This is a genomic window from Streptomyces sp. NPDC041135 (assembly GCF_055592085.1).
Genome location: NZ_JBVIYZ010000014.1, coordinates 106,306 through 125,346 on the forward strand (window position 1 = coordinate 106,306; position 19,041 = coordinate 125,346).

Sequence of the window (19,041 nt, forward strand, 5' to 3'; positions counted from 1 at the left end):
CACACGCAGGGTGACCCGTTCCCGGCCCCCGGCTCACCCCTGAGGCACCGGCTCCGGCGCCGGCTCCGGGCTCGCCGTCGGCACCGCCGCCGCCTGGCGTCCCCGCCCGCCCGTCCGCTCCAGCTGTACGGCCGTGACGGCGCGGACGGCCAGCGCGCCGGCGACGGCCGCGCCCGCCAGGGCCGCGTCGCAGGCGGCCAGCGACCAGACGTCCGTGTAGGCCCGGGCGACGATCTCGTCCACCGAGTCGTCGTACACCAGCCCCACCCCACCGAGGGTGCCGGCCAGCCAGAGCACCCACCAGCAGGTGAGGGAGTACGGCGGCCGGCGACCGGGGGCGCTGCGGCGGTAGGCGTCGGCGATGACGCCGCGCGGTATCCAGAGGTTGGCGAAGGGCACGAGCCAGCCGAGCCACACCCAGACGGCCGCGTGACGCGGCCGCTGCCCGGACAGCGCGCGGCCGTTGCGATATACCCGGCCCATCCAGGTCAGGAACGCCACGGCGCACAGCAACGCGGCCGCGTTGCCGAGGGTGTCCACGGTGTGGAAGGAGTTCTCCAGCGCGGTCGGCGGCCGGTGCGCCCCGCCGCCCTGGTCCGGCGGACCCGATGCGGGCTCCCCGGCCGCCGCGAGCCGGAACTCCCACGCGGCCCGCACCACCCGGGCGGCGCCCGCGAGCAGCAGGGCCGCCACGGTGAGCCACGCCACCCGGTCGACGGGCTCCAGCGCGGGGGCCGGGACGGGGAGGGGCGCGGGCCGGGGTGCGGGCTGCGCGGCGCGCCCGGTCGTCTGGTCTGTCACCGGGTCATCCTGGACCACGGCCCGGCCCGTCACTGACGCGGCCCGGACCGCCCGCCTGGTCACAGGTCCGGGCGGGCGGGCCGGCGGGGCGGCCGGGGCGGGGCCGGGCCGGTGTCAGGGCCGGCCCGTCGCCCCGCCCGGGCGGTAGGTCGCCAGCGCCCAGATCACGAAGACGTCGATGGCGATGATGAGCAGCGACCAGACGGGCGCGTAGGGCAGGAAGAGGAACTGGGCGATGATGCTCAGCGACGCCAGGGCGATGCCGACCGCCCGCGCCCACTCGGCGCCCCGCAGCACGCCGAGACCGGCCACGATGCCTATCACGCCCAGGATCAGCAGGATCCAGCCCCAGCCGGTGAGGTTGATCCGGTAGACGTAATTGTTGATCGCCGCGTACACGTTGTCGGTGGCGATCGCCGAGATGCCCTGGAGAACGGCGAGGATGCCGTTCAGCAGCAGCAGGACGCCCGCGAAGACGATCCCTCCGGCCACCCAGCCGTCGTGCCGGTCCGTCGCGCCCGCCTGCCTCGCCTGTTGTGCCATGGCCCTACCTCCACCGGGGAGCAGTGATGAGTCGTGGGTACGACGATCCGGTTTGGCGGGGGAGACGACCACGCGGGTGGGCCGAACGGGTGACCCGGGGTGCGGGGGCGCCGCCTTGGTCCTTGACTGGTCGGGACCGCCGAGCGGCGGCACGCGGACGGAGGACGACATGGTGAGGACCCGTACCGGAGCGGCGCTGGCGCTGCTCGCCGCCCTGGCGCTGGCGCTGAGCGGCTGCTCCGACGACAGCAGCCCCTCCTCGACGGTGAGCAAGGCCGCGTCGTACGCCTCCCGGGCCCCGGAGGCGTACGCGTCGGCGACCGCGGAGGCGGGGCGGCGGCTGGCGGAGGTGAAGGGCGGCGTCGACGCGAAGAAGGACGTCACGCTGGGCTCGGTGGCCACGGACTCCGAGGGACGGGCCACGGCCGCGGTCACCGCCCGCAACACGGCCGGCTCCACCAAGTCCTTCGCCGTCCAGGTCACCTTCAAGGACAGCGGCGGCAATCCGCTCGACGTCGTGGTCGTCACGGTCGGCGACGTGAAGGCCGGCTCGTCCGGCCACGCCACGGCGCGCAGCAGGCGCAAGCTGTCCGGCCAGGTGCGGGCCGAGGTGGGAACGGCCCTGCGCTACTAGCGCTTGGCGCGCGAAGCCCCCCCCCGGCGGGCCGGCAGCACCCGCCGGGAGATTTTTTTACCGGCGCGGCAGAGACAACTCGCCCTTCCGTCCGTACTCCTGTGTGTCGAGCCGCCCGCGGGCGGGTTCATGACCGGGCAGGAGGCACGGTGCGCTTTTCGCGGAACGCGACGGGAACTCTCTTCGTGGGCGGTGCGATGGCCCTGACACTCGCGGCGCTCGCGTATCCGGGGATGCTCGGTCTGGACACCGTCTCCAGCTCACCGACGCGCATCGTCGCCCAGACCCAGTGGGGCCCCCTGACCGAGGGCGACCGGGACTTCGTGGTCAGGGTGCGCGCGGCCGGCCTGTGGGAGTACCCGCTCGGCCAGATCGGACTGAGCAAGGGCAGCACGCCCGGGGTGATCACCGCCAGCAAGCACCTGATCGACGGGCACGCCGCGCTGGACGCCTCCTGCCGCAAGATCGCCCCGATGCTGAACATCACCCTGCCCAATGTGGCCAGTCCCCAGCAGGAGTCCTTCGTCACCACCCTGAAGGCGGAGAGCGGCAAGCAGTTCGACACCGACTTCGCCAACATCCTGCGGATGACGCACGGCTCCATCTTCAACTCGATCGCGAAGATCCGCTCCACCACCAAGAACTCCCTGGTGCGGGCGCTCGCCGACCAGGCCAACGACACGGTGCTGGACCACATGACGGTGATGGAGAAGACCGGTCTGGTCGACTTCGACCAGACCATCTTCCAGCAGACCACCCCGCCGAAGCTGCCGTCCTCCGACCTGACCCCGCCGCCCCCGCCGGCCGGCCAGCCCGAGGTGGTGCTCACCCCGCCGCCGACCGAAACCTCCACCCCGCTGGACCTCAGCGGTCTCCTCGGAGGCGGTGCGGGCACCGGCGGCGGCACCAGGAGCACCACGCCCGCGCCCGGCCCCAGCCCCAGCCCAACCGTGGGCTGAGGCCGACCGGCCGGCCGGGGGCCCAAGCGGTGGTCAGGACAGCCAGACGGTCGTGTCCGGCGGCAGCGCTCCGCCCTCGGGCAGCGGGGCGCTGCTCAGCAGCACCTCGCCCGGCGGCAGCTCGACCGGCGCGCCGGAGAGGTTGGTGACGCACCGCCAGCCGTCCGAACGGCTGAAGTGCAGCACCCCGTCGGGGGCACCGGCCGCCCAGGTCAGCGACTCGCCCTCGAGCAGCTTGCGGCGCAGCCGCAGGGCCGCCCGGTACAGCTCCAGGGTGGAGCCCTCGGTGCCGTCCTGGGCATCGACGGCGTACGCCGCGAAGGACGGCGGCTGCGGCAGCCAGGAACCCCGCTCCCCGAAGCCGTAGGACGGGCCGGTCGTCGTCCACGGCAGGGGCACCCGGCAGCCGTCGCGGCCCTTGCGCACGTGCCCGGTCTGTTCCCAGATCGGGTCCTGGAGCACCTGGGTGGGCAGGTCGGCGACCTCCGGCAGGCCGAGTTCCTCGCCCTGGTAGACGTACGCCGAGCCGGGCAGCGCCAGCATCAGCAGGGTCGCCGCGCGCGCCCGGCGCAGGCCCGCCTCCGCGTCGACGGCCGGGGCCCGGCCGCCGGACAGCAGCCAGGCGTTGTCGTCGGTGCCGGGCGGCAGCATCAGCCGGGAGGCGTGCCGTACGACGTCGTGGTTGGACAGCACCCAGGTGGCGGAGGCGCCGGCCGCGTGGGCGGTGGCGAGGGAGTCGGTGATGACCTGGCGCAGCTCGTCCGCGTCCCAGCCGGTCTGGAGGTACTCGAAGTTGAAGGCCTGGTCCAGTTCGTCCGGGCGGGCGTACAGGGCCCGGCGGGCTCCCGGCACCCAGGCCTCGGCGACGGCGGTGCGCGGCGGTGAGTAGGCGTCGAGGATCTTGCGCCAGTCGCGGTAGATCTCGTGGACCTCGTCGCGGTCCCAGTAGGGGTGGCTGCCGGGCGCCACCCGCAGCAGCGCCTCCTCGCCGGTCGCGCCGAGGCCGCCGACGTCCCGCAGCGGTTCGGTGAGGTCCTTGGCCAGGCCGTGGGCGACGTCGATGCGGAAGCCGTCCACGCCCCGGTCGGACCAGAAGCGCAGGGTGGTGCGGAAGTCGGCGCGGACCTCCTCGTTGTCCCAGTTGAGGTCGGGCTGCTCGGCGGCGAAGAGGTGCAGGTACCACTGGCCGTCCGGGACCCGCTGCCAGGCGCTGCCGCCGAAGACGGACTGCCAGTCGGTGGGCGGCAGTTCGCCGCGCGAGCCGCGGCCGGCGCGGAAGACGTAGCGCTCACGGGCCGGTGAGCCGGGGGCCGCGCGCAGCGCCTCCTGAAACCAGGGGTGCAGGTGGGAGGTGTGGTTGGGGACGATGTCGACGATGACCTTCAGACCCAGCCGGTGCGCCTCGGCGGCCATGGCGTCGAAGTCGTCCAGCGTGCCGAGGCGGGCGTCGACGTCACGGTGGTCGGCGACGTCGTAGCCGCCGTCGGCGAGTTCGGAGGGGTAGAACGGGCTCAGCCACAGGGCGTCGACCCCGAGGGCGGCGAGGTGGCCGAGGCGGCGGGTGATGCCCTTGAGGTCGCCGAGTCCGTCGCCGTCGGCGTCGGCGAAGCTGCGGGGGTAGATCTGGTAGATGACGGCCTGGCGCCACCAGTCGGGGTTCCTGGACGAGAGGTCTGCCACGCGGGTTCCCTTCGAGAGAGCGACAGTAGTGACTCTGTCCACATTGCCCGGAAAGGGAACCTTCGAGTGGTGCCGACTGGTGCGGACCGATGCGGAGCGGAACGTTCCCTGTGTGCTGACATGGTGACGACTCTTCGAAGTCTCCTTGCGTTTCCGCAGGTTGACAGGTATCGCCGGGGCGCATGACCATGACCGGAGCCTGTGGCTGATGTGGCCGATGTGACCAATGAGCCCAGCGCTCCGCCATGTCTTCTGAGCCTTCCTAGCCTTCCTCGGCTCTCCCGCGCTCTGCCGCGCTCCGCCGCGCTCCGCGTGAGCTGCTGAGCTTCTGTTTCTAGATGGGATGCCCATGTCCATAGCCAGACCTGTCACCGCGCGCCGCCTGCTGGGGGCCGGCGCCGCCTCCCTCGCCCTCTGCGCCGCCTCCGTCGCCGGCGCCTCCGGCGCCTGGGCCCACGGCACGCCCGGCGGTGAGGGCTGGAAGGCCGGCGGCACCTACAAGCCGGGCACGGGTGCGGGCACGGAGACGGGCACCGACCGCTGCCAGTTCTCCCTGGACGGCACCAGCTTCTTCGACTCGGTGAAGGTCGACGACCAGAGCCTGCGGCCCTCCGCGGACGGCAAGGTGCACATCACCGTGCGCGCCGCCGGTGACGCGGCCACCTGCACCGCCTCCCTCGCCTCCTACCTCGCCCACGGCTCCTCCTTCGCCACCTCCGGCGAGCAGGTGTTCGTGGACTTCGACACCGTGACGGTCAAGCCGGGCGCGACCGACACCCTCGACATCGCGGTGCCGGACGCGGGCTGCTTCGCGCAGATCGACCTCTACCGCGGCGCGGTGAGGTTCGACGGCAAGACGGACGCCGGTGACGGTTTCGAGCACGGCGACCTGCCGGCCGGCCCGGACCACGCGGTCATCAAGGACAAGCTGATCGCGGCCTGGAACGGCGGCACCAAGGACTGCACGGCCGCCGAGTCGCAGTCCCCGACGCCGGCGCCGGCGCCGAGCGACTCCGCGTCCGGCTCCGCCACCCCGTCCGCCCCGGCGACGCAGAGCACCACCCCGGCACCCACCACCACCGAGTCCGGCGCCGCCTCAGCGACCCCGACCGCGGCCCCGGCCACCTCGGAGTCCGGCGCGGCCCCGGCCACCGGCGGCGACGACGGTGACCTCGCCGAGACCGGCGGCGGCGGCGACACCGGCGTCATCGCCGGCGGCGCGGCGGTCCTGCTGGTGGGCGGCGCCGCGATCGTCATGACCACCCGGCGCCGCCGTACGGCCCAGCGCTGACGACGGACGGGCGGACGGTGAGGCGGTGACACCGGCGGACCGGTGAGTCACCTCGGTGGACCGGGGGGTCACATAGGTGGACCGGTAAGTCACACAGGTGGACCGGTGGGTCAGGCGGTGTCCGCCGCGCAGTGTGCGAGCAGCGCCCGCACGTCCCGGTCGATCACCCGGTACCGCACCACCCGCCCCTCCTTCTCGCCCTCCACGACCCCCGCCGCCCGCAGCAGCCGCAAGGCCTGCGAGACGGCGGGGTCGTTCATTCCGGTGGCGATCGCCAGGTCGGACACCGCCAGCGGACCCGTGCGGTGCAGGGCGAGCAGCAGCGCCAGCCGCTTGGGGTCGGCGAGCAGGGAGAACCGGTCGGACCAGGCGCGCAGATGACCCGGCTCGCCGATCGCGGCGATGGCGTCGCACACCCGGTGGCCGTCGATGGAACGACGGTCCGCGCGGTCGGCAGGCACGAGATGCATGTCCTCATCCTCGCAGGCCTCCCGATTGTGATCTTCCATACCTGCGCACATGTGCAGCTATGCAGGGAACGGCCCTCCCCCCTACGGTGGACGGGCCGTGGTGCTCGGGAAGTCGGTGACGGTCCGTCAAGGACCCATGCCGACGCGGCCCTCGCCACTGTGAAGGGGGAAGTCCCCGTCCCGTCCGGCAGCCGCCGGGCCACTGGCCGGTCGTCCGGCTGGGAAGGCAGGGACGGCGGGCGTACGACCCCCAAGCCAGGAGACCGGCCACGGCAGCTCACGAAGTGATCCACGAGGTGCTGGAGCGTGACCGTATGACCGACCCTGCCGTTTTCCGCTGGCGCCGTGAGGACACCGTCCGCACGGCGGGCCTGCTGGCCGCCATCGCCGCCCTGCACGTCGCCGCCTTCGGCATCCTGTTCCTGCTCGTCGCCCCCGGCCACTACCGGGTCGGCAGCGAGACGTTCGGCATCGGGCTCGGTGTCACCGCCTACACGCTCGGCATGCGGCACGCCTTCGACGCCGACCACATCGCCGCGATCGACAACACCACCCGCAAGCTGATGGCCGACGGCAAGCGGCCGGTCTCGGTCGGCTTCTGGTTCGCGCTCGGCCACTCCAGCGTGGTCGTGCTCCTCGCCTCGCTGATCGCGGGCGGCACACAGCTCGCCGGCCGGATCACCAGCGAGGACTCCACCACCCACCAGGTGCTCGGCTTCCTGGGCACGACCGTCTCCGGCACCTTCCTCTACCTCATCGCCGTCCTCAACGTCGTGGCGCTGGCCGGCATCCTGAGGGTCTTCCGGTCCATGCGGGCGGGGACGTACGACGAACGGGAACTCGAACAGCACCTGGACTCGCGGGGGTTCATGAACCGCGTCCTGGGCCGGCTGACCAAGTCCGTCTCCCGGCCGGGCCAGATGTACCCGCTGGGCTTCCTCTTCGGGCTGGGCTTCGACACCGCGACCGAGGTGACCCTGATGGTGATGGCGGGCTCCGGCGCCGCGGCCGGGCTGCCCTGGTACGCGATCCTGTGCCTGCCGCTGCTGTTCGCCGCCGGGATGAGCCTGTTCGACACCCTGGACGGCACCTTCATGAACTTCGCCTACCAGTGGGCGTTCTCCAACCCCGTCCGCAAGGTCTTCTACAACCTCACCATCACCGGGCTGTCCATCGCCGTCGCCCTCTTCATCGGCACCATCGAGCTGGTCGGCGTCCTGCACGACAAGCTCGACCTGAGCGACGCCGTCACCGGCTGGATAGCCGGCCTGAACCTGGACAGCGTGGGATACGTCATCGTGGCCCTGTTCGTGGTGGTGTGGGCGGCGGCCATCGGCTACTGGAAGGTGGCCAAGGTCGAACAGCGCTGGACGGTACGGGCGGCGGAGGCCGACTAGGGTCGCTCGTGCGGATCAGGCCGGACGGGCCGTCCGCAGCCCGCCTGCGGCTCAGCGCGTGACCGTCTCCAGGTAGAGCCGGACGTAACGGTCCGCGTCGACCTCCAGCGCCACGTCCACCAGCGGCCGGGCGCGGGCCCCGCCGTGGATCTCGGACTCGCCGGGGCGGGGCCGGAGGTCGACGATCGTCTGGCCCCGGGCCGGTCCCGGCGCCAGGCAGACCTCGACGGGCAGCGGCCGGGTGACCAGCCCCGCGGGGTCGGCCACCGCGCAGACCGCGCCCGCGTCGCCGAGACCGCCCGCCTCCTCGGCCTCGGCCGGGCCGCCCTGGGTGGTCGGCCGGTGCGCGAGCAGGTCGCCGGCCAGCCGGGTGCCGGGGTCGTCGCCGGCCCGCAGCCGGTGGACGTCGGGGCCGGGGACGACGACCCGCATGAAGACGTCGAGGCCGTACATCGTGATCGGCACCCCGGCGGTGAGCAGGATCGCCGCCGCCTCGGGGTCGTGCCAGACGTTGAACTCGGCCACCGGGGTGGCGTTCCCGCCGGCGACCGCACCGCCCATGAACACGATCCGCTCGATGTTGCGGGTCACCTCGGGGTGGGTGCGCAGCAGCAGCGCGATGTTGGTCAGCGGCGCGGTCGGGATCAGGGTGACCGGGCGGGGCGAGGCGAGGATCTCGCGGCGCAGCAGGCTCACCGCGTCCTCGGCCACGGGCGCCCTCAGCGGCGCGGGCAGGCCCAGGTCGCCCATGCCGTCGGAGCCGTGCACGTGCCGGGCGGAGCGGGGCGGTTCGAGCAGCGGCCGCCCGGCGCCCCGGGCCACCGGGACGTCCGGCGCGCCCGCCCGCTCCAGCACGGTCAGGGTGTTGCGGACCACGCCGTCCACGTCGGTGTTCCCGGCCACGCAGGTCACCGCGCGCAGGTCCAGGCCCGGGTGGCGCACGGCGAACAGCAGGGCCAGGGCGTCGTCGACACCGGTGTCGCAGTCGATGATCACGGGGATGGGCTGACCGGTCACGGCGGGCTCCTTCCGTCACGATCGACATTAGGTCGTGTCCGCGAGGTCCCGCCCGACTCGTGCCTCCCGCGGGCTCACCCGGACGGCCCGGAGCGCTGGTGGCCGGGGCGGGCCGGTGGTGCCGTGGGAGCACGCACCGCACCGTCCGTCGGCCCCGGCCCACCGCGCGCCGCCCGTCCGGTCCCGGCACCCCTTGGAGGCTCCCCCATGTCCCTCCCCCCGGCCCGCCTCCTCACCGCCGCCGGTCTCGCGGCGGCCGCGCTGCTCGCCGTACCGGGCTGCACGGGGGCCCCGCGGCCCGCCGCGCGGCAGGCGGCCGCCTCGCCCACCGGCGCGCCGCGCGCCGCGGACCCCGTGGCGGTCCCCGCGCTCACCGCGGACCAGGCGCGGGCCGCGCTGATCACCGACGCCGACCTGGGCGTGCCGTGGACGCCCGCCGACGGGACGGCGACCTGGCGGGACGGGCTGCTGAAGGCGACCACGGCCGTCCCGGACTGCCAGCGCCTGCTGGACGCCCTGTACGCCGACGAACTGCTCGGCGGCCCCTCCGCCGGCCAGGCGGTGACCGTGCTCGACGACGGTGACGACGTGGCCCAGCTGCGCTACCAGGTCTCCGCCCGGCGCCCCGCCGACGTGGACCGCACCCTGGGCTGGCTGCGCACGCTGCCGCGGACCTGCGCGCGATTCACGGCGGCCACCACCGCGGCCGGCACCCAGTACGTGGAGGTCACCGGCGCCGAGCTGCCCGCCCTCGGGGACGCCCGGGGGGCGCTGCGGGTCACCCTGACCAGCGAGGGCGGCGGGAACGACGGCGACACGGCACCGCTCACCCTGACCGTGGACGTGGCCGCCGTCCGACTCGGCGACGACACGATCGTGCTCACCGACGGCGCCCTCGGCACGCCGCCCATGGACGCCCTGCGACTGGCGCTGGAGACCGGCGCCCGGCGGCTGGCCGAGGTCCGCGAACAGGGCCGGGTCCAGGCCTGACGACGCTGACGGCGCAGGCCTGACGGCGGCCCCGGCGCCGCTGCGCCTCAGTCGCGGTCGATCCGCCGGCGGCGGCTGACCACCTCGTGGGCCACGTCCAGCGCCGTCCGGTCGCGGGCGAAGGCGTACCCGCGCAGCCGGGCCAGCGCCTCCGCCGAGCCGACGCCCAGCTGCGCCATGATCATGCCGATGGCCTGGTGGATCTCGTCGTGCCCGGTGGTCAGGCCGTTCAGCCAGGAGGAACCGGGCCGGGTCACGTCCTCGTCGTCGCCGTCCGCGCCGGGCAGCGCCATCAGGGCCACCGTCAGCACGCCCGCGACCAGCCGCGCGGTACTCAGGTCCGGCCCGCTCAGCTCGCCGGGCACGGCGCCGTACAGGTCGAGGGTGCCGACGCAGACGGCGTCGTTGCCGAGCGGCAGCGAGTACACCGCCCGGACGCCGGCCTCCACCGCCTGCTGGGCGAACACCGGCCAGCGCAGCAGGTCCGGGCCCGAGGTGAGATCGCGGGCGAGCACGGGCGCGACCGTCTCGACGGCGTGCACACAAGGGCCCTCGCCCAGCGTGGCCTGCATCTCGGCCATGCCGGCGGCCGCCGGGTCGCTCGCGCCGACCTGCACGGGCAGCCCCTCGCTGAACAGCGACACGCTCGCCCCGCGCACCGGCAGCAGCTCGGTCACCAGGGTGCACAGCCGGGCGGGCACGTCCGCGGGCGCCGCGTCCCGCAGCCGTTCGGCGATGGTCTCGGCGACCCGCAGCACACCCGTCGCCTCCTTCGCTTCGGCGCAGCAGTAGGGAGCCTCCGGGCGGCGTCCCCACCCGGGGGCCTCCCGACTACCCGGGGTGAGGGGGGCAAAACCGCGGCGGCGGCCCGGGGAACCCTGGGTCCCCCGCGCTTTTGTCAGTGGCATGACCTAGTGTTCGCCGCCTAGGCTCCTCATGCGCCACCTGGCTCACGGGACACGCACGTCGCTGCGGTGTCCGGGGCGCCTCACTCTTCCTTTCGCTTTCGTTCCGGGGGGTTCGAATCAGCGTGCGTATGCGCACTCTCACGGCTGCCACCACCCTGGCGGTCGTCTTCAGCTCGGCGGCCCTGGCCGCCGCTCCGGCCTTCGCCGACTCCAGCAGGACCCTGCCCGTGACGCGGAGCGGTGACATCGTCGTCGACGGCGTCCACCGGCAGGTCTTCATCAGTGACCCGACCAACGGCAAGATCGTCGTCACGGACTACTCGGGCACCGTCGTCACCCAGCTCGCCACCAACCTGTCCGGTGTGACGGGCCTGGAGCTGTCCGCCGACTCCGGCACCCTCTACGCGGCCGTGCGGGACCTCGACGCGGTCGCCGTCATCGACACCGCGACCGACACCGAGACCGGCCGCTACGCGGTCGGCGACAAGCCGCTGAGCGTCGCCCTGGCGGGCGGCCGGCTCTGGTTCGGCTACGGCGGCGACGCCGAGGGCAACCTCGGTTCCGTCGACCTGACCGGCGAGCAGCACGAGGTCACCCTCGACCAGGACGGCGACTGGTACTCCGCCCCCGTGCTGGACGCCGCGCCGGGCTCCGGCACGCTGGTGGCGGGCGCACTCGGGCAGAGCCCGGCCGTGCTGGCCTCCTACGACGTCTCCTCGGGCACCGCGCAGAAGCTGGCGAGCACCCGCGAGGCGGGCGACAACCTCGGCGACCTCCAGGTCACCCCCGACGGCAAGGACGTCGTGGTGGCCAGCGGGGCGCCCTACTACCACCAGGTGTTCAAGACCGCCGACCTCGACGAGGACGGCAAGTACGTCAGCACCGCCTACCCCAACTCCGTCGCCATCGCGGCCGACGGCACGGTCGCCGGGGGCAGCTTCGCCTGGTACGACCCGGACGTGTACGTCTTCCGGCCGGGCAGCAGCGAGGCCGTACGCACCTACGACTTCCCCAACACCGGGCACAGCTCCGGCTCGGACACCCTGGCCCCGGGCGGTCTGGCCTGGGCGCCCGACGGCAGCCGGCTGTTCGCGGTGACCGAGAACGACGGCGGCGTGTACTCGCTGCGCACGTTCGACGCCCCGGCCAAGGCGGCCACCGCCATCACGGTGGACGCGCCCGCCACGGCCACCCGCGCCAAGGCGCTCACCGTCAAGGGCGAGGTCACCAGCACCATCCCGCTGGCGGCCGGCACCCGGCTCGCGGTCACCCGGACCGACGTGGAGTCCCCGGACGGCAAGGCCCTCACCCCGGTGGCGGTCAAGGCCGACGGCACCTTCTCCTTCAGCGACACCCCGCCGGCCGGCGGCAAGGTCACCTACAAGGTGTCCTACGCCGGTGACGCCGACCACGCGGCCGGTTCCGGCAAGGACAGCGTCGACGTCTCCCGCGCCAAGCCGGTGCTGTCGCTGAACAACAACGGCAAGGTGTACTCCTACGGCGCCGACGTGAAGTTCACGGCGCACCTGGGGACGACGTACAAGAACCGCACGGTGGAGATCTGGGCCGACCCCTTCGGCGGGGACAAGCCCAACAAGCTGGTGAAGTCCGGCAAGGTCAACTCCGACGGCAACCTGTCGGTCGTCCTGGACCTGAAGCGGGACGCCAAGATCACCGCGAAGTTCGCCGGTGACGCCCGCTACCAGCCGCGCTCGGTGACCAGCACGGTCGGCGCCAAGGTGAGCGTGTCCACCACGCCCAGCCGGCACTACAGGACGAAGAGCACGTGGGGCCACACGTACTACTTCTTCCACAAGTCCAAGAACCCGCTGTTCACGACGAAGATGTCGTACTACCCCAAGCGCGAGCAGCGCCTGCAGTTCGAGGTGTACTACCAGGGTTCCTGGTACGACGGCGGCTCGCAGTACTTCCCGCTGGCCTCGGACGGCACCTCCACGGTGGAGCTGACCGGCAACCACGGCGAGGACGTCGGCTGGCGGTTCCGGGTGCGCTCGGCGTACATCAACGGCACCTCCGGTGACACGGTGAACTCCACGACGTACGGCGGCTGGAAGTACTTCACCTTCACCAGCTGAGCCGGGCCGGGCCCGGCCCGGTTTCCGGCCGGGCTCAGCCCTGGGTCTGGAGCTGCCGCAGGTGCTGCTGGACGTGGTCCAGCGCGCCTTCCCGGCGGCCCGGCACCCGCAGTCTCAACTCCGCGAGCGCGGGCCCGAGTTCACGGGCCCGCGCTCGGTCGTCGATCCGCCCCCACTGGTGGTGGGCCCGGTCGGCGGCCGCCTCCACGTCGGGAGCGTCGGCGGGCTGCCCGGCGGCCAGCCGGGCGGCGGCGACGGTCAGCCAGGTACGGCAGCTGCGCACGTGGTCGCCCGCGAACATCGCGAGGTCGGCCCGGACCTCCGCCCAGTGCAGGGCGTCCGGCGAGCCCGGGCCGTGCGCCCGCGCCGCCGCCTGCTCCCACCGCGCGGCGAGCGCGTCGGCCTCGGCGTGCCTGCCGTCCCGCACGGCCGCGCTGATCGCCTCGTGCGGGTCACCGGCGTCCGGGGCGTGCGCCGCCAGCAGCAGGCCGGTGGCGCTCTCGTCGGCGATCCGGTCCAGCGCCAGCCGGTGCAGCTCCGCCGCCGCCGGCCGGTGCCCGCTGCGCAGCAGGGTGGCCACCGCCTTCATGTACGTCGGCTGCGCGATCCCGCGCCGGGCGGGCGGCGGCGCCACCCGGCCGTGCACGGCGTTGTTGCGGCCGCAGTCCAGTGGGTGCGCCGCCAGCCACTGCCAGGTCTCGGCGTCCGCGTGCAGGTCGAGGAAGAGGCTGGTGGCGCCGGAGGGCCGCAGCCGCAGTTCCTCGCGCAGCCAGTGCCAGGGCAGGGCGGTGTAGCGGAGGCTCGCCGCGGTGGTGCGGGCCAGCGCCAGGTGCGGCAGGCGCTGGCGGCGGTCGAGGTGCAGCTGCCCGGTGACGAACACGGTCAGCGGGCCGGGGGCGGCCGCGGCGGCGCGCAGCCGGGTGAGGACGGCCTGCGGTTCCAGCGGGTCGGCGAGTTCGACCACGTTGGCGGTGTCGGTGCCGGACAGCACGGCGGGGGCGACGGCCGCCAGCACGGGAAGCACACTGGCCGCGTCCACCAGGCGTCCCTTGCCCATCGGCGAGGCCGCGAGCAGCAGCACGGTTCCGGGCATGGTCCCCTCCCCTGTCGATCAGTACGCCAGCACCGTAACCGCTGCGGCCGCGGCCGGGGGTGTCAGAACGCGGGAGGTCCCTCTCCGGGGGCGGCGTCCGGGTCCGGGCCCGGACCCCGCGGCGGGCCCTGGCCGGGGGCGGCGTCCGGGCGCCGGACGGCGAACACGGTGGTGTCGTCGGAGAGCCGTCCGGAGCAGTGCCGCAGGGTGCCGTCGCGCACGAGGGCGACCAGCCGGTCGGGGTCGGCGGTGCGCGGGTCCCTGGCGACCGCCCGGGACAGCTCCTCGGCCAGCGGGTAGAAGGCGCCCGTGCCGTCCCGGGACTCGGTCACCCCGTCGGTCACCAGCAGCAGGGTCTCGTCCGGGGCCAGCGGCAGCCGCCGCACCCGCGCGGGACCCTCACCGGCGAGTTCGGCGAGGCCCAGCGGGAGCTGGTCGCCGGGCGGCAGGGCCCTCACGCCGCGGGGGCTCACCACGAGCGGCGCGTCGTGGCCGAAGGCGAGGTACTCCAGCGTCCCGGGGTCGTCGGCGGGAAAGCCGAGCAGCACGGCGGTGGCGAACCGGTCGCCGTCGTCGCGGCCGAGGGCGGCGCTGTGCCCGCGGTGCCGGCGCATCCGCACCTCCAGGCGGGAGCCGACGACCGCCAGGTCCGGCTCGTGGTAGGCGGCCTCCCGGAAGGTGCCGAGCAGGGCGGCCGCCGTCTCCACCGCGCCGAGCCCCTTGCCCTGGACGTCGCCGACCAGCACCCGGGCACCGTGCGGGCCGGGCTGGATGTCGTAGAAGTCGCCGCCGACCCGGGCCTCGGTGTCGGCGGTGAGGTAGACGCCCGCGTGCTCCAGGCCGCCCCAGCCCGGTGGCAGGGGGCGCAGCACGGTGCGGCGGACGGTCTCGGCGATGTCCCGCATGTGCAGCATCCGGCGCTCCCCGCGTATCCGGACCGTGCAGGCCAGGGTGGCGAGGGCGCCGCCGACGGCGACGAGGACCAGGTCGGGCCAGCCGACCTGGAACTGGCGGGGCCAGGTGCGGTCCAGGACGACGTAGGTGATCACCGCCAGCACGGCGAACACGGCGGTGGTGCTCACCCCGCAGATGGCGGCGGCGATGCTGGGCACCAGCACGATCCAGGAGATGATCCGCAGCCGGTCGGGGGTGGCGTCGTCGACCGCGGGGATGAGGACGAGCAGCGCCAGCGGTGGCAGCCAGGACACGCTCCGGCCACGGAACCGCAGCGTCTGCCGGCGCCGCAGATCCTCCTCGTCCGTCACGCACCTCAGCGAAGCACGCCGGCGCACGGCCCGCATCCGGGGAACCGGGCGCCCGGCCGCCTCCCCGCCCGGCTCCCCGGCCGACTTGCCAGGGCGTGGTCGCAGGTGTGCCCTGGAACCGGGGGCGAGGAGAGGAAGGAGTGCTCCGATGGCTCAAGCGGCACCCACGTCCGGCGGCCCGGTCCAGCACGGCCGCACGCCCGACGTCTTCGACGCGCGCACGCACGCGATCGCCCGGGTGGTGGTGCCCGTGGTGCTCGGACTCGTCTACGGCCTCTGGGCCGCGGCCAACCGCCGCCAGGGCGGGCCGGTCACCGGCTGGAACCTGCTGTACGGCTTCGTCACCGCCTTCGTGTTCATGGCCCTGTTCATGCTCATCCAGAACGCCGCCCCGCGCCGGCCGCGTGAGGTGCACGCCCTGATGTGGGCCGTCTTCGCCGGCTGCGCCGCGGGCTTCCTGTACAACTCCAGCGGCGGCACCGTCCTCGGCGCGACGAGCATCGGGCTGCCGATCGCCGTGGCCACCTTCGCCGCGTGCTTCTACCACTACTACACGTGCGAGGACGCGGGCGGACAGCGCATCCACTGACCGCGTCCCACCCGGCACGCGGCGGGCCCCGGCGTTCCTGCCGGGGCCCGCCGCGTGCCGGGTGGGACGTTCACCCGTGCGGGTCCGCCCCGCTCGCGCCCCCGCCCGCGGGGCCGTTGCCTTGAGGGGTGTCCTCCCGCTCCCGGAGCGTCCTGTCGGCCGCCCTGCTCACGCTGTCCTGCCTCCTCGCGCCGTTCGGCGCGCTGGCGGCCTGGGCGGCGTACGGGCTCGCCGACACCGGCCGCTACGTCTCCGCGCTGGCGCCCCTCGCCACCGACCCCGACGTGCGGGACGCCGTCGCGGCCGCCCTCGGGGACGGCGTCATGCGCGAGGTCGACCTGCGGATGGACGTGGCCCCGGTACGCGGCAGCGTGGCGCCCTTCGTGCACGACGCGGTGCGCTCCTTCACCCGCACCCGGGCCTTCCGGCTCGCCTGGGACACCGGCAACCGGGTCACCCACGACGCCGTGCTGCGCGCGCTGCGCGAGGAGCCGGGCGAGCGGACCGGGCCCCCGGGCCCGGTCACCGTCGACTTCGCCCCCGTCGCCGCGCGGGTCAGAGCCCAGCTCGTCGACGACCACATGCCGCTCGCCGCCCGCATCCCGGTCCAGCACACCGCCGTCGCGGTGCTGCCCGCGAGCGGGCTGGCCGAGCTGCGGAAGGGATACCGCGTGCTCGAAGTCGCCGGTCTCTGGCTCCCGGTGGCGGCGGCGGTCTTCGCCGTCGCCGGTCTGGCCCTGGCCGTCCGCCGCCGCCGCGCCGTCACCGCGACCGCCCTCGGCATCGCCCTGGGCGGCGCCGTCCTCGGCCTCGCCGTCGCCGCGGGCCGCCGGCTGACCCTCGCCGACCTGCCCGCCGGCGTCCCGCACCCGGCCGCCGGCGCGGTCTACGACGCGCTCACCGCCACCCTGCGCACCGTTGCCTGGCTGCTGTTCGGGACCGGTCTCGCGGTCGCCCTGGCCGTCCGGCTCAGCCGGTGCCGGCGCCGTCCGGGCGGCCCGCGCGTCCTGCGCGGGCGACGTCGGCGAGCGTCCGCAGCGCCCGCGTCAGCTCCGGCTCCGGCACCGACGCGAGCCCGAGTCTGACCGCGTCCGGAGTCCGGGCGGGGCCGGCCGCGAAGGCCGTGCCCGGGGTGACGGCGATCCCGTGCGCCGCGGCCGCCGCGGTGAAGGTGTCGGCCCGCCACGGCGCGGGCAGCTCCCACCAGGCGAAGTAGGCGGCCGGGTCGGACCGTACGGCGAAGCCGCGCAGTTCCTCGGCCAGCAGCCGCTGCCGCCGCCCCGCGTCCCGCCGCTTGGCGGCCACCAGCCGCGCCACGGTCCCGTCCCGCACCCACCGCACGGCCGCCTCCAGCGCGAACCCGCCCGCGCTCCAGCCCCCGGACCGCACCGCGGCGGCCACCGCGGCGGTCCGCCCGGGCGGTACGACGGCGAAGCCGGCGGTCAGACCGGGCGCCACCCGCTTGGACAGGCCGTCGACGACGTGGGTGAGGCCGGGGGCGAGGGCGGCGAACGGGGGTTCGGCGCCGGGGTGCAGGAAGGACCAGATGCGGTCCTCCACCACCGGCACCCCCAGCCGCTGCACGGCCTCCGCGAGCTGGACGCGCCGCCCGGTGCTCATGGTCAGGGCGGTCGGATTGTGCAGGGTCGGCTGGAGGTACAGGGCGGACAGGGGGGAGCCGCGGTGGGCGGCGGCCAGCGCCCGCGGCAGCGGGCCGTCCGCGTCCGCCTCCAGCGGCACCAGCACGATGCCGAGCCGGGCGGCGATCTCCTTGACCAGCGGATACGTCAGCGGCTCCACGCCCACCCGGCCGCCGGGCCGGACCAGTGAGGCGAGGGTGGCCGCGATGGCCTGGCGGGCGTTGCCGGTGAACAGCACGGTGTCCGGGTCGGGCCGCCAGCCGCCCGCGGCCAGCACCTCGGCGGCGGCCTCCCGGGCGGCGGCGGTGCCGTCGGCGGCGGCCGGGCGCAGCGCCTCGCCCAGCGCGTCGGCGCGCAGCAGGGGCGCGAGGGCGGGCGCGAGCAGTTCGGACTGGCCGGGCGCGGCGGGGTAGGTCAGTTCCAGGTTCACCGGCGCGGCGGTGGTCGCCTCGGTGAGGGCCCGGCCCGGTTGACCGGCCGGCGTGGCGCGCACGAACGTCCCGCGTCCGACCTCGCCCACCACCAGTCCGCGCCGCACCAGTTCGGAGTAGACCCGGCCGGCGGTGGACGGGGCGATCCCGCGCCGCCGGGCGAACGCCCGCTGCGGGGGCAGCCGTTGACCGGGCCGCAGCCGGCCGCGCGTGATGTCGTCGGCGATGCGGTCGGCGATGCGCCGGTAGTCGTCCACAGGTTCCTCCGTCCGCGGCCGGTGCATTGCACCGAGGGCAAAGAGCTTATTGCACCGATGAGTTGACCGCCCTAGAGTCGTCCTCATGAGCCCCTTCCTCGCATATGAGGACAAAGGCCCCGAAGCAGTCTCCCGGGTCCCCTCGGTCCACCCCGCTCCCCAGGTTCCCGCCACCCCCGCGATTCCCTCGCCGGTCCCGCTGGTGCTGGTCCACGGCCACCCCTTCGACCGCACGATGTGGGCGCCCCAGCTGGCCGCCTTCTCCGCCGGGCGCCGGGTGATCGCCCCCGACCTGCGCGGCTACGGCGCCTCGCCGGTGACGCCGGGCACCACCCCGCTCGACGCGTTCGCCCGGGACCTGGCGGACCTGCTGGACGAGCTGGCGGTGGACAGCTGCGTGCTGGCCGGGCTGTCCATGGGCGGCCAGATCGTCATGGAGTGCTACCGGCAGTTCCCGCACCGGATACGCGGCCTGGTGCTGGCCGACACCTCCCCCGAGGCGGAGACCCCCGACGGCCGGCGCGCACGGGCCGCCATGGCCGACCGGCTGCTGCGCGAGGGCATGCGGGGGTACGCCGACGAGGTGCTGGAGAAGATGGTCGCCCCGTACGCCCCGGCCGAGGTGAAGGCGCACGTCCACCGCATGATGACGGCCACCTCCCCCGAGGGCGCGGCGGCCGCGCTGCGCGGCCGCGCCGAACGCCCCGACTACCGCGCCCTGCTGGCGGCGGCCCCGGTGCCCACGCTGGTCGTCGTCGGCGCGGACGACACCTACACCCCCGTCTCCGGCGCCCGCACCCTGCACGCGGCGCTGCCGGACGCGACGCTCCGGATCATCGAGGGCGCCGCCCACCTGCCCAACCTGGAGCGGCCGCGGGAGTTCAACGAGGCGCTGGCGCATTTCCTGGCGCGGGTGGACGCCCACCCGTAGGCCCACCGCCCCGCCCCAAGATCACCCCGGGAGGCCGCTAACCTTACGT

The 19,041-nt window shown here is 74.7% G+C and carries 18 protein-coding genes and 1 riboswitch; of the genes, 9 read left to right on the top strand and 9 right to left on the bottom strand.

Annotation, left to right across the window (positions count from 1 at the left end; genetic code table 11):
* Nucleotides 1-33: 33 nt before the first annotated feature.
* Together ACZ6CZ_RS27385 and ACZ6CZ_RS27390 are read right to left on the bottom strand one after the other, a co-directional pair.
* Nucleotides 34-801, bottom strand: coding sequence for a DUF4328 domain-containing protein (locus tag ACZ6CZ_RS27385; RefSeq protein WP_469026222.1), 768 nt, complete (start codon nucleotides 799-801; stop codon nucleotides 34-36).
* A 114-nt stretch (nucleotides 802-915) separates the two neighbouring features.
* A complete protein-coding gene (locus tag ACZ6CZ_RS27390; RefSeq protein ID WP_469026225.1) occupies nucleotides 916-1,344 on the bottom strand; it encodes a DUF7144 family membrane protein in 429 nt (142 codons plus the stop codon).
* 169 nt (nucleotides 1,345-1,513) lie between these two features.
* Between ACZ6CZ_RS27390 and ACZ6CZ_RS27395 the strand changes: the two genes are divergently transcribed.
* A complete protein-coding gene (locus ACZ6CZ_RS27395; protein ID WP_469026227.1) occupies nucleotides 1,514-1,978 on the top strand; it encodes a hypothetical protein in 465 nt (154 codons plus the stop codon).
* Between the two features lie 185 nt (nucleotides 1,979-2,163).
* The gene (locus ACZ6CZ_RS27400; protein ID WP_469026313.1) at nucleotides 2,164-2,937 is read left to right on the top strand and encodes a DUF4142 domain-containing protein; all 774 of its coding nucleotides are present in this window, start codon (nucleotides 2,164-2,166) and stop codon (nucleotides 2,935-2,937) included.
* A gap of 33 nt (nucleotides 2,938-2,970) precedes the next feature.
* Here the strand turns inward: ACZ6CZ_RS27400 and ACZ6CZ_RS27405 are convergent, their stop codons facing one another.
* The gene (locus ACZ6CZ_RS27405; RefSeq protein WP_469026230.1) at nucleotides 2,971-4,617 is read right to left on the bottom strand and encodes a glycoside hydrolase family 13 protein; all 1,647 of its coding nucleotides are present in this window, start codon (nucleotides 4,615-4,617) and stop codon (nucleotides 2,971-2,973) included.
* A gap of 349 nt (nucleotides 4,618-4,966) precedes the next feature.
* Between ACZ6CZ_RS27405 and ACZ6CZ_RS27410 the strand changes: the two genes are divergently transcribed.
* Entirely contained in the window at nucleotides 4,967-5,908 is a 942-nt protein-coding gene (locus ACZ6CZ_RS27410) for an LAETG motif-containing sortase-dependent surface protein (protein WP_469026233.1), read from the top strand.
* A 110-nt stretch (nucleotides 5,909-6,018) separates the two neighbouring features.
* Here the strand turns inward: ACZ6CZ_RS27410 and ACZ6CZ_RS27415 are convergent, their stop codons facing one another.
* Nucleotides 6,019-6,378: an ArsR/SmtB family transcription factor gene (locus ACZ6CZ_RS27415; RefSeq protein ID WP_469026235.1), complete on the bottom strand. Its 360-nt coding sequence runs from the start codon at nucleotides 6,376-6,378 to the stop codon at nucleotides 6,019-6,021.
* A gap of 81 nt (nucleotides 6,379-6,459) precedes the next feature.
* Nucleotides 6,460-6,664, top strand: a riboswitch (cobalamin riboswitch).
* A gap of 28 nt (nucleotides 6,665-6,692) precedes the next feature.
* Here ACZ6CZ_RS27415 and nicT point away from each other — a divergent pair.
* On the top strand, nucleotides 6,693-7,775 hold the full coding sequence (gene nicT / locus ACZ6CZ_RS27420) for a Nickel transporter NicT (protein WP_469026238.1): 1,083 nt from the start codon (nucleotides 6,693-6,695) through the stop codon (nucleotides 7,773-7,775).
* Nucleotides 7,776-7,826: 51 nt separating this feature from the next.
* Here the strand turns inward: nicT and ACZ6CZ_RS27425 are convergent, their stop codons facing one another.
* Entirely contained in the window at nucleotides 7,827-8,792 is a 966-nt protein-coding gene (locus ACZ6CZ_RS27425; RefSeq protein ID WP_469026241.1) for a nucleoside hydrolase, read from the bottom strand.
* 207 nt (nucleotides 8,793-8,999) lie between these two features.
* On the opposite strand from ACZ6CZ_RS27425, the gene ACZ6CZ_RS27430 reads away from it, so the two are divergent.
* Nucleotides 9,000-9,782, top strand: a complete 783-nt coding sequence (locus tag ACZ6CZ_RS27430) for a hypothetical protein (RefSeq protein WP_469026243.1) — start codon at nucleotides 9,000-9,002, stop codon at nucleotides 9,780-9,782.
* A gap of 47 nt (nucleotides 9,783-9,829) precedes the next feature.
* Here ACZ6CZ_RS27430 and ACZ6CZ_RS27435 read toward each other — a convergent pair whose 3' ends face one another.
* On the bottom strand, nucleotides 9,830-10,540 hold the full coding sequence (locus tag ACZ6CZ_RS27435; protein WP_469026245.1) for a GAF and ANTAR domain-containing protein: 711 nt from the start codon (nucleotides 10,538-10,540) through the stop codon (nucleotides 9,830-9,832).
* A gap of 278 nt (nucleotides 10,541-10,818) precedes the next feature.
* Between ACZ6CZ_RS27435 and ACZ6CZ_RS27440 the strand changes: the two genes are divergently transcribed.
* A complete protein-coding gene (locus ACZ6CZ_RS27440) occupies nucleotides 10,819-12,786 on the top strand; it encodes an Ig-like domain repeat protein (RefSeq protein WP_469026248.1) in 1,968 nt (655 codons plus the stop codon).
* 34 nt (nucleotides 12,787-12,820) lie between these two features.
* Here ACZ6CZ_RS27440 and ACZ6CZ_RS27445 read toward each other — a convergent pair whose 3' ends face one another.
* Complete coding sequence (locus ACZ6CZ_RS27445) at nucleotides 12,821-13,879, bottom strand: hypothetical protein (RefSeq protein WP_469026251.1); 1,059 nt, start codon at nucleotides 13,877-13,879, stop codon at nucleotides 12,821-12,823.
* Nucleotides 13,880-13,941: 62 nt separating this feature from the next.
* Nucleotides 13,942-15,180, bottom strand: a complete 1,239-nt coding sequence (locus ACZ6CZ_RS27450) for a PP2C family protein-serine/threonine phosphatase (protein ID WP_469026253.1) — start codon at nucleotides 15,178-15,180, stop codon at nucleotides 13,942-13,944.
* Nucleotides 15,181-15,292: 112 nt separating this feature from the next.
* On the opposite strand from ACZ6CZ_RS27450, the gene ACZ6CZ_RS27455 reads away from it, so the two are divergent.
* Nucleotides 15,293-15,733 carry a hypothetical protein gene (locus ACZ6CZ_RS27455; RefSeq protein ID WP_469026255.1) on the top strand — a complete coding sequence of 147 codons (441 nt, stop codon included), beginning with the start codon at nucleotides 15,293-15,295 and terminating at the stop codon, nucleotides 15,731-15,733.
* A 128-nt stretch (nucleotides 15,734-15,861) separates the two neighbouring features.
* A complete protein-coding gene (locus ACZ6CZ_RS27460) occupies nucleotides 15,862-16,818 on the top strand; it encodes a hypothetical protein (protein ID WP_469026258.1) in 957 nt (318 codons plus the stop codon).
* On the opposite strand, the gene ACZ6CZ_RS27465 is transcribed toward ACZ6CZ_RS27460, so the two are convergent.
* Nucleotides 16,703-18,061 (bottom strand): aminotransferase-like domain-containing protein, encoded by a 1,359-nt coding sequence (locus ACZ6CZ_RS27465; RefSeq protein WP_469026260.1) that lies wholly within the window; start codon nucleotides 18,059-18,061, stop codon nucleotides 16,703-16,705. The two genes, ACZ6CZ_RS27460 and ACZ6CZ_RS27465, sit on opposite strands and share 116 nt — an antisense overlap.
* 85 nt (nucleotides 18,062-18,146) lie before the next feature.
* Between ACZ6CZ_RS27465 and ACZ6CZ_RS27470 the strand changes: the two genes are divergently transcribed.
* Entirely contained in the window at nucleotides 18,147-18,992 is an 846-nt protein-coding gene (locus ACZ6CZ_RS27470) for an alpha/beta fold hydrolase (RefSeq protein ID WP_469026263.1), read from the top strand.
* The last annotated feature ends 49 nt before the right edge of the window (nucleotides 18,993-19,041 follow it).